Source organism: Novosphingobium subterraneum (assembly GCF_000807925.1).
In the GTDB taxonomy this organism is placed as follows: Bacteria; Pseudomonadota; Alphaproteobacteria; order Sphingomonadales; family Sphingomonadaceae; genus Novosphingobium; species Novosphingobium subterraneum.
The window spans coordinates 45038-62116 of record NZ_JRVC01000010.1; the positions used below are offsets into that span (position 1 = coordinate 45038).

13 protein-coding genes are annotated in these 17079 nt (G+C 65.8%); 4 read left to right on the forward strand and 9 right to left on the reverse strand.

The genetic code is table 11. The features are described 5' to 3' along the window. Position 1: 1 nt before the first annotated feature. Positions 2-3115: an alpha-L-rhamnosidase gene (locus NJ75_RS11280; protein ID WP_052242375.1), complete on the reverse strand. Its 3114-nt coding sequence runs from the start codon at positions 3113-3115 to the stop codon at positions 2-4. 31 nt (positions 3116-3146) lie between these two features. Beyond that, positions 3147-5366 (reverse strand): glycoside hydrolase family 3 C-terminal domain-containing protein, encoded by a 2220-nt coding sequence (locus NJ75_RS11285; RefSeq protein ID WP_039334501.1) that lies wholly within the window; start codon positions 5364-5366, stop codon positions 3147-3149. Between the two features lie 159 nt (positions 5367-5525). Here NJ75_RS11285 and NJ75_RS23330 point away from each other — a divergent pair, with 159 nt between their 5' ends. Together NJ75_RS23330 and NJ75_RS11295 are read left to right on the forward strand one after the other, a co-directional pair. Next, positions 5526-6203 (forward strand): TetR/AcrR family transcriptional regulator, encoded by a 678-nt coding sequence (locus NJ75_RS23330; RefSeq protein ID WP_052242377.1) that lies wholly within the window; start codon positions 5526-5528, stop codon positions 6201-6203. A 74-nt stretch (positions 6204-6277) separates the two neighbouring features. After that, on the forward strand, positions 6278-6598 hold the full coding sequence (locus NJ75_RS11295) for a hypothetical protein (protein ID WP_322788212.1): 321 nt from the start codon (positions 6278-6280) through the stop codon (positions 6596-6598). 80 nt (positions 6599-6678) lie between these two features. Here NJ75_RS11295 and NJ75_RS11300 read toward each other — a convergent pair whose 3' ends face one another. Beyond that, the gene (locus NJ75_RS11300; RefSeq protein ID WP_039334503.1) at positions 6679-7761 is read right to left on the reverse strand and encodes a hypothetical protein; all 1083 of its coding nucleotides are present in this window, start codon (positions 7759-7761) and stop codon (positions 6679-6681) included. 108 nt (positions 7762-7869) lie between these two features. Here NJ75_RS11300 and NJ75_RS25305 point away from each other — a divergent pair, with 108 nt between their 5' ends. Continuing rightward, entirely contained in the window at positions 7870-8523 is a 654-nt protein-coding gene (locus NJ75_RS25305) for a TetR/AcrR family transcriptional regulator (protein ID WP_052242379.1), read from the forward strand. A 19-nt stretch (positions 8524-8542) separates the two neighbouring features. Here the strand turns inward: NJ75_RS25305 and NJ75_RS11310 are convergent, their stop codons facing one another. The 5 genes from NJ75_RS11310 to NJ75_RS11330 form a co-directional block, all read right to left on the reverse strand. After that, positions 8543-10294 (reverse strand): N-acyl-D-amino-acid deacylase family protein, encoded by a 1752-nt coding sequence (locus tag NJ75_RS11310; protein WP_039334504.1) that lies wholly within the window; start codon positions 10292-10294, stop codon positions 8543-8545. Positions 10295-10353: 59 nt separating this feature from the next. Continuing rightward, complete coding sequence (locus NJ75_RS11315; protein ID WP_039334505.1) at positions 10354-11529, reverse strand: sulfotransferase family protein; 1176 nt, start codon at positions 11527-11529, stop codon at positions 10354-10356. Between the two features lie 111 nt (positions 11530-11640). Beyond that, positions 11641-12729, reverse strand: a complete 1089-nt coding sequence (locus NJ75_RS11320) for a zinc-binding dehydrogenase (protein ID WP_039334506.1) — start codon at positions 12727-12729, stop codon at positions 11641-11643. 3 nt (positions 12730-12732) lie between these two features. Continuing rightward, positions 12733-14328: a GMC family oxidoreductase gene (locus NJ75_RS11325; protein ID WP_039334507.1), complete on the reverse strand. Its 1596-nt coding sequence runs from the start codon at positions 14326-14328 to the stop codon at positions 12733-12735. Between the two features lie 16 nt (positions 14329-14344). Further along, complete coding sequence (locus NJ75_RS11330) at positions 14345-15037, reverse strand: hypothetical protein (protein ID WP_039334508.1); 693 nt, start codon at positions 15035-15037, stop codon at positions 14345-14347. Positions 15038-15234: 197 nt separating this feature from the next. Here NJ75_RS11330 and NJ75_RS11335 point away from each other — a divergent pair, with 197 nt between their 5' ends. After that, complete coding sequence (locus NJ75_RS11335) at positions 15235-16035, forward strand: sugar phosphate isomerase/epimerase family protein (protein ID WP_039334509.1); 801 nt, start codon at positions 15235-15237, stop codon at positions 16033-16035. 17 nt (positions 16036-16052) lie between these two features. Here the strand turns inward: NJ75_RS11335 and NJ75_RS11340 are convergent, their stop codons facing one another. Next, on the reverse strand, positions 16053-17015 hold the full coding sequence (locus tag NJ75_RS11340; protein WP_039334510.1) for an aldo/keto reductase: 963 nt from the start codon (positions 17013-17015) through the stop codon (positions 16053-16055). Between the last annotated feature and the right edge of the window lie 64 nt (positions 17016-17079).

The window sequence follows — 17079 nt, forward strand, 5'->3', positions numbered from 1 at the left end:
CTCAGAGCCTGCCCGAAAACCGGTTCGGCCCCGCCACAGCGCTGGCCTTGCGGCCGCCGGGCAGCACGACCTCACCCTCCACGCCGCCGGGAAGCTCTACATCGAGCCGGAACCTGCCGCCCTTGGCCGTCCAGTCGGTGCGGATCGTGCCGCGCACGCTGTGGTAGGTCGCGCCGCCAGTGCCCAGCACTTCGCTCATGATCGGCGCAATGCGGACCTTGCCGAAGCCGGGCGTCGCAGGCGCGATGCCGGCGATGCGGCGAAACAGGAAATCGCCGATTGCGCCGAAGGCATAATGATTGCGGCTGTTCATGCTGGCATCGCCCTGGTCGCTGTTCCAGCGTTCCCACATGCTCGTCGCGCCCTGCTCCACCATATAGCCCCATGACGGATAGCTGCGCTGGGTGAGCAGGGTGATCGCAGTTGCCTCCTGCCCGGCCATGACCAGCGCATCGAGGATGTGCGGCGTGCCGAGGAAGCCGGTGGACAGGTGGTTGCCGCGCCGCGCAATGTCCGCCGCCAGCGCCGCGCCCGCTGCGCGCATGGCTTCGGGCGAAAGCAGGCCGAAGCGGATCGCCACGACGTTGCCGGTCTGGCTGCCATTACCAACCTTCCCTTCGACGACGAAGGCGGTGTTGAATGCGCTGCGGATCGCCTCGAACAGGCTGCGATACTTTGCGGCAGCCTCTGCGTTGCCGATCGCCCCGGCCATCGCCGCCATCATCGTCGCATCCTGTGCCCAATAGGCGGTGGAGAGCAGGTCCTTGGGCGTGGTCGCCGCGCCCGGATTGGCCGTCGGCGCATCGACCGAGAGCCAGTCGCCATAGTCCGCGCCGCGCTGCTTGCGCCAGACATGGTCAGGGTTCGCCGCCTCGATCCACGCCATGTAGGCTTCCATCGCCTGCCAGTTGGCGCGGATCACGCCGGTATCGCCATTCTGCATCCACGAGGTGTGCGGCAGGATCACGCCCGCATCGGCCCAGCCCGGCGAGGACAGCTTCATCGTCGGCACGAACGGCGGGATGCAGTCGGGGAAGCCGCCCTTGGCGCTTTGCGAGACGCGCGCGTCCTCCATCACGCGGGCGGTGAAGGCGGCAACGTCCATGTTCCATGCCGCCGCTGGCCAGAACACGGCGGCATCGCCCATCCAGCCCAGCCGCTCGTCGCGCTGCGGGCAGTCGGTCGGCAGGCCATAGAAGTTGGCCTTCTGGCTCCACACCGAATTGCGCCAGAACTGCTGGATCACCGGATCGCCGACGCGCAACTCGGCGGTCAGTGGCAGGTCCTGATGCGCCACCAGACCTTCAAGGTTCCACGCCGTCTGATCATCGGGCACACCGGTGATCTCGACATGGCGATAGCCGTGATAGGTAAAGCGCGGCTCGTAGACCTCGCGCCCGCGCCCGGCGGCAATGTAGATGTCGCGCGCCTTGGCGGTGCGCAGGTTGGCCTGGTCGATCGTGCCGTCGGCCTTGAGGATCTCGGCAAAGCGCATCTCGATGCGCGTGCCGGCAGGGGCACTCACGGTCAGGCGTGGGAAGCCGGCAAAGTTCTGTCCGTAGTCGAGCTGATAATGCCCAGGCCCAAGGCGCTTGACGCTCTTCGGTTGCAGCGTCTCGCGAATGCGGATCGGCGGGCAGCGCTGTGGTTGAACCGGGATCGCGGGAGCAGCCACCACACTGGCCGGACGCCACCCTGCGGTCGGTCCGTTCGCGGTCGCCCAGCCGGGCTGTTCACCCCGCGCATCGTGGATCTCTCCATCGTACAGCGAATGTTCGAGCACGGCCGAGTCTGCGATCTCCCAGCCATCGCCACTGCCGATCACGGTGCGCGAGCCGTCGTCATGCTCGATCTCGAGCTGGCACAGAATGCGGCATGGCGCAGGCCCGAAGGCAAAGCGGGCAGAAGTGCTGAAGCGCGAACCGTACCAGCCATCGCCGACCACCATGCCCAGCACGTTGGCACCGGGCTTGAGCAGCGCGGTGACGTCATAGGTCTGGTAAAGCACCCGCTTCGAAGGATCGGTGAATTCGGGTGCCAGCTTGCGGTCGGCCAGCGGCGCGCCGTTGATCCATGGCTGGTAGATGCCCAGTGCCGTGGCATGGAGGCGCGCGGCGCGGATTGGCCTGTCGATGGTGAAGCCATGGCGCAGGCGGCTGGCAGGCGTGAGCGGCCAGGGCTCGCCAATGGGGAGGCTGCCCTTGGCCGGTTCGGCTGCGGGCCATGCCGTGTCATCGGACGCGGGCAGATGCCAGCCGGGGGGCGCCGCCACCACGGTTTTCCAGCCAGGACTGGCCGAAGTCATCCGCTGGATCAATCCCTCGCCATGGCGCAGCAAGGCCGCCGCCACGCAAGGCGGCTGGCCAAAGCTGCCGACGCGCCGCCCTTCGATGGCGATGACATTTCGGCCCTTCTTCAGGATGATCGGCCAGACTGCCATCTCGGTGTGACGCGCGGGGCCATCGCGCGGCGCGGGCGTAGGTTCGCCATTGATCCACACGCCGGTCAATTCGTGCAGCGTGGCGCAGAACTCTGCCGCACCGCCGGGATGGTCAAAGGTCCAGCGGAAGGCGCGGGTCTGGCCCACGTTCTGCTTGTCCGGCCCTGAAAGCCAGTGCAGCCCGGCTTCGCGATCGGCCTTGGCGACCAGCGTTTCGCTGGCGATCCATTCGGCCTGCCAGTCTGCCGGGGCAAGGCCGGTTTCCCACATTGCGGGCTGGCTGCGCAGCGGCGTGCGGCTGCCCCTGGTCCAGCTTTCCACCTGCCACCACACCCGGCTGCGCGAGGGCAGGGCCGGCCCGCCATAGGCAATGTCGACCGCCGAAGTGCCAGCCACGCGCCCGCTGTCCCAGACCAGGTTGCGGCCAGCAGCGAGGTCGTCCGGACTGCGCGCCACGCTGATCCGGTAAGCGACCTGGCCTGCACGTTCCGCGCCGCCCAGCTTCCACGAAAACCTCGGTGGTGCATCGCCCAGTGCCAGCGGGCTTTCCAGACCGCACACACGCAGGCCTTCGACCTGTGCCGGTTCAGCTGCGGCAAGCGCCCGCAGCGGGAGCGCGGTTGCACCGCCGCCGGCAATGCCCAAGGCAATGGCCTCGCGCCGGTTGACCTTCATCGTCTTTCTCCCGGAATCTTTGCTCTTGGCATCAGGGCTTGATCGTCTGCGCGGCCAGTGAAACCTGCGTGGCCAGCACCCGGTCACCGGCAGAGCGGGCCACCTCGATCTTCACTCTGCCCGGCTTCACCACCCAGCGCTGGCGGGCCACGTCAAAACTGGCGAGCAGGCGCGGGTCGGCCGTGATCGTCACTGTCATGCTTTCCCCCGGCTTCAGCACCGGCTTGTCCCACCCGATCAGGCGCCGCGCCTTGCCGGGCAACGTGACATAGACCTGTGGCACGTCGGCGCCTTCGCGCGCGCCGGAATTGGTAACGGTGAAGCTGACGCTGACGGTGCGCCCGGCCTTGGCCCTGAGCGCCGAATAGCGGAACGTCGTGTAGGACAGGCCGTGGCCGAACGCGAACAGGGGCTTCTCGCCCTTCCGGTCGAACCAGCGATAGCCGGCGTCGGAACCTTCGGGATAGGTGATCGTGAACGGCGGGCTGTTGGTCTGCAGCCCATAGGTGGCCTTGTCCTCCTTGGACGGCGGCGGCAAGTCCGATCCGGGCAGGACGGGATTGGGCAACTGATCCACACTTACCGGGAAGGTCACCGGCAGGCGACCCGAGGGATTGGTCTTGCCGGACAGGATTTCGGCAATCGCATCGCCGCCGCGCTGGCCGGGATACCACGCGGCGAGCACCGCCGGCACCTTGGCCAGCCAGGGCATCGTTACCGGGTTGCCGGTCTCCAGCACCACCACCGTGCGCGGATTGGCGCTGGCCACGGCATCGATCAGCGCATCCTGCCGGCCATCGAGCGCCAGGTCAGGCTGGTCCTCGGCTTCGGTCGCGAACTTCGTGGCGAAGACCACGGCGACATCGGCGGCCTGGGCCGCGTCTGCTGCCACTTTCGCATCGCTGCCGTCAACGTACGTCACCTGCGCCTTGCCAAATGTGCGGCGCAGCGCCTCAAGCGGCGGCGTGCCGCCCCACGCACGGCGGGCGAAGGTGGCGGCAGGCCCGCTCTCGATCTTCTCCACCGCGCGGAACCCGCCGACCGGCACGACCTGGCTCGATCCCCCGCCCGATGGCACGCCAAGATCGGCCTTGCCGCCGATCACCACAATGGAGCGGACCGAAGCCGCCAGCGGCAGGATGCCGCCCTCGTTGCGCAGCAGCACCGTGCCTTCGCGTGCGGCCTGCAGCGCAACTTCCCCATTGCGGGCATAATCGATGGCCCTGGGCGCGATCACGGTCTTGTCCACGCCCTTGGCATAGATCGCCCAGAGGATGCGCTTGGCCGCCGTGTCGACTGCCGAGATCGGAATGCTGCCGTCAGCCAGCTTCGGCTTCAGTTCGGTGGAGAACCAGCGCTTGCGGTCAAGCATCTCGCCCGATTGCTGATCCAGCCCGGCCAGCAGCGCCTCGGCCGAATGGACCGCGCCCCAGTCCGACATGACATAGCCCTTGAAGCCCCACTCGCGCCGCAGCACGTCGGTCAGCAGGAAGCGGTTTTCGCAGGCATATGTGCCGCCAACCTTGTTGTACGAGCACATGACCGAGCCCGGATTGCCGCGCTCCATGCCGATCTGGAAGGCCAGCAGGTCGCTCTCGCGCATGGCCGCCTCGTCCATCTCGACCGAGGCCGACGAGCGCCCGATCTCCTGGTTGTTGAGCGCGAAGTGCTTGATCGTGGCGATGATGCCGTTCGCTTGCACGCCCTCGATCTGCGCCCCCACCAGCACGCCGCCGAGCAGCGGGTCTTCGCCAAGATACTCGAAATTGCGCCCGGCTCGCGGGTCCCGCACCAGATTGACGCCGCCTGCCAGCATCACGTTGAAGCCCTTGGCCACGGCTTCCGATCCGATCATCCGCCCGCCCTCGCGCACCAGCGCCGGGTTCCAGGTGGAGGCGAGCGACAGGCCGGAAGGCAGGGCCGTGGCAACATCGCCCTTGCGCATGTCCATGATGTTGGAAACGCCAAGGCTGGCGTCCGTGGCATACTGGGGCGGGATGCCCAGGCGCTCGATCCCGGCAATGACGCCTGCGCCAACCGGCATGCCCGGCGCGCGCTTGGGCACGGGAATGAACAGCGGCATCGTGCCGTGAAGCAGCTGGATCTTCTCCTCCAGCGTCATCTGCGAAAGCGCCTGCTCGGCGCGCGCCTCGGCGGTATCCCGGGAAGCTTGCACAGGGTTGGCCTGTGTCTGGACACAGCCGAGCGCAAGCATTGCAGCAGAGCAGGACAGGCGCGCGGCAGGCTTCATTTCAGGGTCCTCAGGTGATCCGGCGGGGCATCACCCGCCCCGTGCTTTCAGGCCGGCAGACTTCACGAAGCTCGCCTTCGAGTCAAGTAATAGATCACGCGGGTTCGATTATGCGACACCGCTTGCGCGGGCTCTGCTGCTGTGGAACAAGGCACCGCGATGGACGCCAGCCCCAAGAAAACCCGCGGTCCCGCAGCAAGGAAGGCTGCGCCCGCGCCGCATCAGCCGGTGCGCGGCCGGCCGACGGCTGATCAGGTCACCTCGATCGATCGCGCCATTGTCGACACCGCGCGCACGATGTTCCTTGTCCACGGGTTCGATGCTGTCGGCATGAAGCAGGTGGCCGAAACCGCGCGCGTTTCCAAGGGCACGCTCTATGCCCGCTATCCCTCGAAGGAAGCGCTGTTCAAGGCGGTCATCGAGCAATCGATCGCTGACTGGTCGGCGGAAGCCTCGTTGCAGGACGCATCGCTTACCGACAATATCGAACAGCGCCTGCGCCATCACGCCAAGATCATTGCCACATGGCTGGGAAGGCCGGACGTTCTTGCCCTGCAGCGTCTCCTGCTGTCGGTCCAGGAACGCTTTCCCGAGCTTTCCGAAGTCATGCAGCGGCGGGGCAACGATTACATCGTCGGCCTGATCGCCCGCGACATCGAGGAAGCGGCTGCGCGTGACAGGCGCAACCTGCGCGATGCTCGTGCCGTGGCGCGTCTGCTGGTCGCCGCAATCAGCGGGGCTCAACTGCAGAGCGGACTGGCGGCCAGGGACGAGGACCTGCAAGCCTTCGCACAACGCGCGGTCGATCTGATCCTGTGGGGCACCAGCGCCTGGTAGGCTTGATATTCGAACACCTGTGTGCATTAATGCTCGGGCGAACGACTCGCATGTCGTATTCTGAGAGGATGCCCATGATCCGCACTGCCCTTATCGTCGCCTTGGCCGCTGCCGCGCTTCCCGCCTCGGCCAGCGCTGCCGAACCGGCCAGGCCCGAAGCTGCCGCGCCTGCCGCCAAGCCCAAGTACAGCACCGCCGAAACCGACATCGGCACCCTGCTCGATGATCCCGCTGCCAAGGCGATCATCGACAAGTACATCCCCGGCATGACCAGCAACGAGCAGATCGAAATGGCCCGCTCGATGACGCTGAAGGCCGTGCAGACCTACGCGCCCGACGACGTCACCGACGAACGCCTTGCCCAGATTGACGCCGATCTCGCCAAGCTGAAGTAGGCGTCCGGCCGACTGGGGCAGGACAAACGAAGGGCCGCGATCGCAATGAACGCGGCCCTTTCCTGTGTTTGCCGCCCGGCTCAGGCTGCCATGCCATAAGGCGCATCGACCGGCGCTTCGGCGGGATACTCTGCCGGACCGCCGTAGTCGTAGGCAGCATTCAATGCGGCGATGAACACCGGATCGTTCAGCGGATCGCTCGGCGTTGCGATCTCGATGCCGCGCGAACGGACGTCCTTGATCAGCATGTCGATCGCCTGCTCGTGGGTCAGGTTGTCGCTGCCGTCCATGTTCTTCTTGAGTTCGGCATAGTCGCTGAACACTTCGGCCGACCAGTGGACGAGGAACCTCAGGTCGTCGGTGTGATAGCGCTCGATCACCTGCTCGCCCGTCTTCACCAGCCAGCCATCGCGGTCAGCCGGATCGCCGGTGAACACGCTGTCGAAGCCGAGGCCCTCGGGCCGCCGCCGCTCGACGGGTCCGTTCGCCTCGCCCCGGTGCACCAGCATCTCGTTCTGCACGACGACGGCGCGGTTGTAGATCGGCGATTGCACCCGCGCGGGCTTGCCCAGCGGCCCGTTGGGCCAATAGGTAAAGCCGCTTTCCGGATCATGGCTGAACCAGGTGATCACCTGCGCCATCTTGATCAGGTAATCCTGGAACAAGCCGGACCGGCCCATGATCGAGCACAGCCAGGTGGGCGAATTCTCGTGCCGCACGCCGCGAAAGCTTGGGGAATCGAGGTGGCCGGGGTCGGTGTTGCCGCAAGGTCCGTTGACATTGAACAGCATCATCTGCGGCTTGGCGTACTGCGCGCGCCAGTAGGATTTGGCGTGGTTCAGGAACGCCTCGTTGTAGAAGACATCATGCAGTTCGGGGTAAAGCGGCGTGGAATAGTTGGCGAGGTAACCCCGGAACGTCGGCGTCAGGAACATATCGAGCGTGGGGGTAAAGCCCTCGGGGAAACCGCCGGCGAACGTCGCGATCAGCGATTCCACGGTGGGGAAGTGCTGGGCGATGATCAGCTTCCACGGCCCCTGATCGTGGACCACATCCAGCATCAGCCGCTTCTGCGCTTCGGTGAACGGATTGCTGATCTCGCGCGGGGGCGAGGCGGGCTTGAGAATGTCGGAAAGGTACTGCCTGCGGGCTTCATCGAGCATCACTGTCTCCTGTCTGGGATTCGCGCCTTCCTGGCTTTCCCGACAGAAGTTATAGATCGATAACTTTTTTGGCAAGCGACTTCAGGCGAACTCCGCTATGGAGGGGCGATGGACGGAAACTCCGATATTCACGCGCCCGCAGCATCCGGCGCTCTCACCAAGGGGCAGCGCACCGCGAACCGCATTCTCGATGCTGCCGAGGAATTGTTTGCGCAGCACGGCCATGGCGCCACCTCCTTGCGCGACATCGCCGCCAAGGTCGGTCTGCAGCAGCCGGGCCTCTACAAGCATTTCACCGGCAAGGACGAACTCTACCGACAGGTCTATGAGCGCGCGCTCAAGCCGATGACCGATCTGATGGACGAAGTGCTGGCGCGCCCCGATGCCGACTTCGCCGACCTGACCGATCGCATGACCGACCTGCTGGCGCAGCATCCCAACATCGCCCGGCTCCTGATCCGCGCCGCGATTTCGTCCGACAGCGAGCCGGACCCGATCGGACTCGACTGGCTGGCACGGATGGTCGGCTATGGCCGCAAAATGAACGAGAAGGCGGGCCAGCCCTCATCGGATGACAGCCTCGCGATGCAGATCGTGGCGATCTTCAACATGCTGTTCGGCTTCTTCTGGGCCTCGCCCCTGATCGAAAGCCTGTCCGGGCGGCAGGCAACCGATCCTGAAGCCATGGTCATCCAGAAAGGACTGCTGCGCACGTTCATTGCCAGCTTCTCCGGCGCTGCCGGCGAGACCCCTCGGTCCTGAACCGGGCCGTTGCGGCAGGTTAGGGGCGCTCCGCCAGCACTTCTCCTGCGCGCGCCTTCTGCATGCCGCGCACCACTTGGCCGGGCCGCAGTGCGGTCGGCTGGTCATCACGGCGGATCACCTGCCCGCTGACCACGGTGGCGCGATAGCCGCTCGCCGCCTGGTCAAGCCTGCGCCCGCCGCCCGGCAGATCGTGGCGTACTACCGGCGCGTGCAGGGTCAGCCGGTCGATGTCGATCACGTTGAGATCGGCCTTGTAGCCGGTGCGCAGCAGGCCGCGGTCCTCAAGGCCGACGACCCGCGCCGGGCGCGACGACAGCATCTTCACCGCCTCGGCCAGACCCATGCGTTCACCGTCGCGGTCGCGCACCCACCAGGTCAGCACGAAGGTGGGGTAGCTGGCATCGCAGATCGCCGAATAGTGCGCGCCGCCATCGCCAAGGCCGGTCACGGTATCCTCGCGCCGCATCAGGCCGAGCAGGGCATCAAGCCTGCCTTCGTGGAAGTTGCCCAGCGTGTTGAGGATCATGCCGGTGCCATCGCGCTCCATCAGCACGTCGTAGGCCACTTCCTCGGGCGTGCGCCCCTGCGCGCGGGCCAGGGCGCCGATGCTGTTGCTAACCGATGGTTCGTACTGCGGGGGATCGCCGAACGGGAACATCCAGTCCCAGATGCGGGTGAGCATGGCCAGCGGGTGGCCCTCCTGCGGCATCTCGCCGATCAGTTGCGCCCGGAATGCCGGATCGCGCAGGCGCGGCAGCTGCTGTTCGAGCGGGAGGTTGGCGAGCGGCTGATAGGACGGGCACAGGCAGAACGGATGGGTCGAAAGCGCCCAGCCGGAGACCATGCCGATCGGGCGCGGCAGGACCTGCGGCCAGATCTCCAGCCCTTCGGCCCGCGCCTGATCGACCAACGTCAGCGCGTCTTCCCAGTTGGGGCGGCCATGGTTGACGAGGCCGAGCGTGAAGGTGGACGGGCGGCCCGAAGCGCGGGTGACGGCGATCAGCCGCGCCATCTCGCTTTCCCAAGTCTCGAACGGCGCATCGAGCACGGCCTGGAACACGCCCGTACCTGCCTCGGCCAGCGCGCCGGTGATGGCGATGAGTTCGTGCGTGTCTGCGCCGAAGGTCGGGATCAGGTCGCCCGCCTTGGTGCGGTGGATGTTCAGCCGCGAGGTGGCAAAGCCGATGGCCCCGGCGTCCATCGCCTCGCGCGCTATCGTCCGCATCCGGGCGAGATCATCTTCGGTCGCGGCCTCGCGGGCGATGGCCCGTTCGCCCATGACCCACACGCGCAAGGGGCTGTGCGGAAGGAGGCAGGCGACGTCGATGTCGCGCGGACGGCGGCCGAGCGCGTCGAGGTATTCGGGGAATGTCTCCCAGTCCCAGGGCAAGCCTTCGGCCATGACCACGTCGGGAATGTCCTCGACACCCTCCATCAGCCGGATCAGCGCTTCATGGTCCGCCTTTCGGCATGGCGCAAAGCCGACCCCGCAATTGCCCAGCACCGCCGTGGTCACGCCATGCGATGAACTGGGCGAAAGCGTATCGGACCAGATCGCCTGCCCGTCGTAATGGGTGTGGATATCGACGAAGCCGGGGGTGACGATGCAGCCAGTGGCGTCGATTGTTTCGCTGGCGGTGCCGGTGAAAGTGCCGCCGACGTGGACGATGGCATCACCGCGCACGGCAACGTCGCCGACATGCGGCTCCGCGCCGCTGCCATCGACGATCAGGCCGCCCTTTATCAGCAAGTCTGCCTGCGTGGTCATGCACTCTCTCCTCGTGTTTCCCCGGGGAAACATTTAGCGAACATTGTTTCGCTGGTGGTTCAGCCGATGTAGCGCGCCCGGTAGGAGGCGAAGGCTTCGCGCACGTCAGCCTCGTTCAGGCCGAAGCGTTCGAGCGAGTAGTCGTGCATCGGGCGCTGTTCGCGCTTGTTGCCGGCCATGAACTCGGTCAGCGCGGCCTCGATCTTGTCGTCCAGCGGAATGCCGATGTGGGCCAGGACACGCTGCGCCTGCTTAAGGGGCTCCTTTGCCACCTCGCGGTAATCGATGTCGATGAAGCGGTCTTCGCCGATGCGGGCGCGCGCCTGCTCGAAGCGGTGCATCCATTCGGCAAGGCGAGGAAACCAGAACGCGCCCACGGCTTCGTCCGAATGGACCGAATTCAGCTTGTAGAGCGCGGCCTCCATGCTGACGTAGCTTGGCACGACTTCCAGCGGATCGCGGTGGGTCATCACCAGCACCGCCTTGGGAAAGGCATTGGCGGTGACATCGGTATAGGGCAGGTTCTGCGGGCTTTTCAGGACCCACTTCTTGCCGCGCCGCGTCGGGTCCTGCCACTGCAGGTATTTCAGGATCGTCTTGAGGTCCTCGTAACCCTTGGACTGGTCGTAATCGTTGAGCCACTTCGCGAACGAGGGGATGAAGGTCATCGCCTCGACCATGGTGGTGATGAACAGCTGGCCGAGTATGATGATCTCCTCGTCCGGCGCATCGGGATCGAGAGGGTGGATCGAGGCGAGTTCGGGCGAGAGGTTGAGCCAGCCTTCGATCATCGCTTCGGCATAGGCGCGGCGGGCCTCAGGCTTGCCGGGTTCGTCGCCGGGCAGGGGGGCATAGTTCTGCGCCTCGTACCATCGGATCGCGGTCATGCCCGGGGCGCTGGCGAGCAGGCGATGGAAGATCGTGCTGCCGGTGCGCGGCAGGCCAAGGATGATCGCGGCGACTTCCACGTCCTCATCGAGGATTTCGGGATGGCGCTTGATGTCCTCGACCATGCGCAGGCGGCTGGCGAGGCCTTTGACGATCGCTTCGGTCTGCCCGGCAAAACCCGCCTCCGTCAGCTTGCCCTCGGCATTGGCGGCGGCGATGTAATGGTCCATCGGTTCGAAGAACCAGGTATCGCCGAAATCCGACAGGCCGCTGCGTTCGCACGCAGCAGACAGCAGGGTTTCGCGGTCAAACACCCGGTCGGCGACGGGGGTGGCGGTGGTTGCCATCGTAGAGTAGCCTCTCACTAGGACCAATTTGCTCCATGCGTAATTATGGGAGCAGTTTGGTTCGCAATTGGCGATGTTTTGTCACCACACCCCTGATAATGCAAACACAAATCAGAACGAAACCACCGCTCGCAGCGACTCCCCGCGCCGCATCAGATCGAACCCCGCGTTGACCTCGCTCATCGGCAGGCGATGGGTGACGAGATCGGCCAGGTTGAGGCGACCGGCCGCGAAATGATCGAGCAGGCCGGGCAGTTCACTGCGGCCCTTGACGTTGCCCATGAACGAGCCCTGCACCCGCCGCCCGAGCTGAAGCTGGAACGGGACCAGTTCCATCGCCTGCCCATCGGGCGGCACGCCGAGGACGACGGTGCAGCCCCAGCCGATGCGCGTCGATTCGAAGGCCTGGGCCATCAGCCTGACATTGCCCGCACACTCGAACGCGTAGTCCACCCCGCCTCGGGTCAGCGCCTGGATTGCGGTGACGGGATCGCTCGTCCGCGCGTCGATGAAGTCCGTCAGGCCGAAGCGCTTGCCCTGTTCGTGGCGCAAGGGATTGATGTCGACGCCGATGATCCGCGCGGCACCCGCAAGACGCGCACCCTGCACGACATTGAGGCCGATGCCGCCGAGGCCGAAGACGGCGACTGTCGCACCGTTTTCGACATGGGCGGTGTGCATGACTGCGCCGACGCCGGTAGCCACGCAGCATCCTGCGGTGCAGGCGAGGTGGAAGGGTACATCATTGCGGATCACCGCGACGTTGCGCTCTGCCGTGACGATGAACTGCGCGAGGCTGCCGACGCCGGAATAGGCGGAGACCGGCTGGCCATCGAGCGAGAACGGGCTGGGCTGGAGGGCAATGTCGCCGAGGAACGCCTCGCACAGGTTGGTCCTGCCCGAGCGGCAGTTGCCGCAAGAGCCGCATTCGCCGATGCCAACGGGAATGACATGGTCGCCGACCTTGACCGACGTGACCTCCGCGCCGACTTCGCGGACGATGCCGGCGCCTTCGTGGCCGACGATGACCGGGAAGGGATAGGGCGCGGCCTTGCCTTCGATCTGGCTGAGGTCGGTGTGGCACAATCCGCTCGCCATGATTTCGATCAGCACATCGCCGGGTCCGGGCGGGGCGAGATCGAGCAGTTCCTCGACCAGCGGGGTGCCGGGGGCGTGGCAGACCATGGCTCTGGTTTTCATCTTTCAGGCTTTCCCAAGGATCATGTCGGCGGCCTTTTCGGCGATCATCGCGACGGGGATGGCAGTGTTGCCGCCGGGCAGGTGCGGCATGATCGAGGCATCGACCACGCGCAGCGACTGCAGGCCGTGGACACGCAGGGTATCGTCCACCACGGCCATGGGATCCGAGCCCATCCGCGCGGTGCTGGTGGAGTGGTAATCGGCCTCGGCATGGGCGCGGATATAGGCGTCGATCTCCTCGTCGGACTGGATGTGCGGACCCGGTGCGAGTTCCTGCCCACGCATCTCGTCGAACGCGCTTTGGGCAAAGACGCGGCGGGCGATGCGTATGCCTTCGCGCATGACGCGGCGGTCGTTCTCCGTCGCATTGTAGTTCTGGTCGATCACCGGGGGCGCATCGGGATCGGCACTGGCAAGCGTGACGCGCCCGCGCGATTCCGGGCGGGCGACGTTGATGTGGGCATAGAAGCCATGCATCGGCACCATCTTGCGTCCATTCTGCCCGAACAGGGCCGAAACCAGCAGCATCTTGATGTCAGGCTCGTCCAGCGCCGGGTTGGAGCGGACCATGCAGGCGACCGACATGCCCGGGTCTGCCAGAGGGCCTGTCCGGAAGGCGAGGTACTGCGCCATGGCAAGGGCGCCGCGCACAGGATTGAGGAAGCGCAGCATCGACCACGGCTTTGTCGAGCGGAACTTGACGTGCGCCGCGAGGTGGTCCTGCAGGTCCTGGCCGACGCCGGGCAGGTCGTGAATCAGGGGGATGCCGTGCTCGGCCAGATGCGCGGCGGGGCCGACGCCCGATAGCATCAGCAGTTGCGGCGTGTTGATCGCGCCTGCGGAAAGGATGACTTCGCGGGCGGCTGTCGCGAGAGTGTCAGTGCCTCGCCTGCGAAATATCACGCCGGTGGCGCGGGGGTCGTCGAAAGTGATGCGGCGGGCCTGCGCTGCGGTCAGCACGGTAAGGTTGCGGCGCTTGAGGACAGGCCGCAGGTAGGCCGATGAAGCGCTGGAGCGTCGGCCTTTGCCCACGGTAAGGTCGACCGCGCCGAAGCCGTCGCGTGTTGCGCCGTTGAGATCGCTCGTCAGGGGGTAGCCGGCCTGCGCTCCGGCTTTCAGGAAGGCCTGGGCGAAGGGATGATTCTGTGCGGCCCTTGTGACCTGGATCGGGCCATCAATGCCGTGCCATTCGTTCTGCACCGGGCCGAAGCTTTCGAGCTTGCGGAAATAGGGCAGGACCTCGGCGAAGGACCAGCCGCGATTGCCGGCCTGGGCCCAGCGGTCATAGTCCGAATGGAAGCCGCGATCGTAGGCCATGCCGTTGATCGAGGAGCCGCCGCCGAGAACCTTGCCCCGCGGGCTGTAGAGCATTCGGCCATCGAGGTGGGCCTGCGGTGCGGACATGTAGCGCCAGGCATGGGCGCCGGACATCATGATCGGGAGAAGGCCGCCCGGCGCGGCGATCAGCGGGCTCGTGTCCTTGCCGCCTGCTTCGAGCAGCGCGACCTTGCATTTGGGATCGGCGGACAGGCGATTGGCAAGGATGCATCCGGCTACCCCGCCGCCGACGATCACGAAGTCGAATTCGAGGCGCTCCATGCGGCGGCGGAGCCGGTCAGAGTTCGACGACCGAGAGGATGTGGCTGTGCCTGTCCGGAAAGACGTAATCGAATTCGAGAACCATGCTCTCGCCGAGTTGGCCTGCGCACATCAGGTCAGTCTCGACGAAAACCTGCACGCCGGCCGCGCCATAGGCGTAGCGGGTGGCCTTGCCGAATACGGGGGAAGCATCGAGCCGGGCGTCGATGGCATCATCGCCACGGCGGGCGCGGTTCATGCCGATGTTGAGGCGCCCCCGGAAGGCGGGATCGTTCGCGTTGAGATCCTGCAGGATCAGGACCATCCGTTCCAGTTCCTCGAGCGATTCGACGAGGAAGCCGAAGTGGAAGCTGGCTTCGAAATCCCGCGCCATCATCGCGCGGTACGCCTTGACCGCCTCGTGCTCGTCATCGCTGCCGACGCGCAGCGCTGCGTGGATCGCGGCGATCAACTGCTGCTGCGGTTCGGGCAGGCAGGAGAGGTAGACGATACCGTCGCCCCGCGCGAAGTGGCTGCCGGACACCACGAAGCGGTAGAAATTGCCGCCGGGAAGCGGGAGGACCTGGGTTTCCTTGAGTCCGGCGATCTGGAGCAGGCGCGAGGCGAGCGGGCCGTCGTCGGGTTTGCCGTAATGCAGGGCAAGGTGGCCCATGGACAGCGCGCCATCGGAGATGGCGGCATCTGCGGCTTCCGGTGCGATTGTCGCCATGGCAGTCGGTCCTCTCTTATCCTTGTTCAGGGGCAGACTAACAGCGTCGCGTTCCAGGAGCAATATTTGTAAGTGGGCACTTATGACGAATCGCGTATTAGACCGGCGGCATATTTTCGTATGAGTAAAGTTTCTGGCCGATTCTCTGGGTTATTTGCGTATTCCATTTTGCCGTTGTGCGGGTAGGAGAAGCGGCCATGCAACGTCTTGCGCTGGATCATATCACCGCCGTCGACACCACTCCGGTCCAGCTTGCGCAGATTGCGCGCCAAGCCGGCTGCGATGGCATGTGCCTGTTCATGGAGCCGATGGACGTGCTGCCGCTGATGCCGAAGTTCGACATCTACGGCGACCGCGTGGCGCGGGCGGAGTTGCGGCGCGTGATGTGCGATCTGGGCGTGGCATTGGACCTTGCCTATCCGTTCACGCTGTCGGGCCGGACCGAAGTGGCTACTTTCTCCACGGCCATGGAATGCGCCGCAGAGCTGGGGGCGGGGCTGATCAATGCGCTGCTCTATGACCGCGATCCGGCGCGGCGGCTGGAGCGGTTCGGGGCGTTCTGCGACCTGGCTGGCAGTTTCGGTCTTAGAGTGGGCGTCGAGTTCTATCCGCCAAGTCAGGTGGGCTCGCTGGCGGCGGCGCTCGATCTGGTGGGCGCTATCGGGCGACCGGGCAAGGTTGGCGTCAATGCCGATCTGCTGCACCTGATGCGGTCAGGCGGATCAGTGGCGGAACTGGCGGCGGCTCCGGCGCAATACGTGCTCTATGGGCAGGTGGCCGATGGGCCGGCAACGGCGCCAGAAGATGCCGAGTTCGAGGCCTCTTCCGCGCGCATGCTGTGCGGCGAAGGCGCGTTCGACGTGGCGGGATTTGTGCGCGCGTTGCCGGAAGGGTGCCCGATAAGCGTCGAGATCCCGCGCAACCATGCAGTGGGCGGTGAGACGGCGGCGATGCGCGCACAACGCGCTGTGAACAGCGCGCGCGCGGCAACTGGGTAGTTTCTCGGGCGGTCACGTCAGGCGTTGCGCAGCGCGGCCATTTCCTCGGCGGTCAGGGTCAGGGCGTCGGCCTTGGCGCTGTCGCGGACCTGTTCGGGGGAGGAGCCGCCGAAGATGGCGATGGTCTGGTTGGGCTGGCTCAGAAGATAAGCGAGGGCGATCTCGTTGATCGAGACGTCATGCTTCTCGGCCAGCGACTGCACGATGGCGAAGCGGCGTTCGTTCGCGGGGTTGGCGTAGCGGGCGGCGAGCTGTTCGCCGACCGAGCCGGACGCGAGCTTGGTGAAATATCCGCCGGATTGGGCGGCATAGGCGACGATGGGGAGGCCGCCAGCGTGGAGATCTTCGTATTCGCCTTCGTAGTAGTGCTGGTAGCCCTGCTGCGCGGCGGCGGCGGCATCGGGCACGGCGAGGCCCCAGAACGTCTCCGAGGCAACGAACCCTTCCTTGCCGATGGAGGCGGCATAGGCGTTGGCGGCGCGGATACGCTCTGCTGCCCAGTTGGATGCGGCGAAATGGCGGATGCGGCCTGCCTCGCGGTGGGCGATCAGCGCGTCGATGATCGGTTCGACCGGGCTTTCCGGGTTGTCCATGTGCAGGAAATAGAGGTCGATGGTATCGATGCCGAGGTGGTCGAGGCTCTGGGCAAGGTCGGCCGCGACGTCATCCGGGGTCACGCGGTTGCGGTAGTCGCCCACGCGCATGTCGAAGAAGCCGCCCTTGGTGGCGATCACGAAATCGTCGCGCTTCTGCATCTTGAGCCACGCGCCGACCGCGCGCTCGCTGGCGCCGACGGGGGCATCCGGCATCCAGTCCCCATAGGAGCGGGCGGTGTCGATGAAGTTGCCGCCAAGGCCTGCAAAGGTATCGAGAATGGCGTTGGACTTGCCCTGATCTAGCATCCAGCCGAGCATGTTGGTGCCGTAGCACAGGCGGCTCACGGTGAGGTCGGTGTGGCCTAGCGTAACCTTCTTGAGCATTGTGCGCTTCCTCGTAAATGTAAGTGCTGACTTAGCAAAACTTGGGCGGAAAGGAAGCACCGGG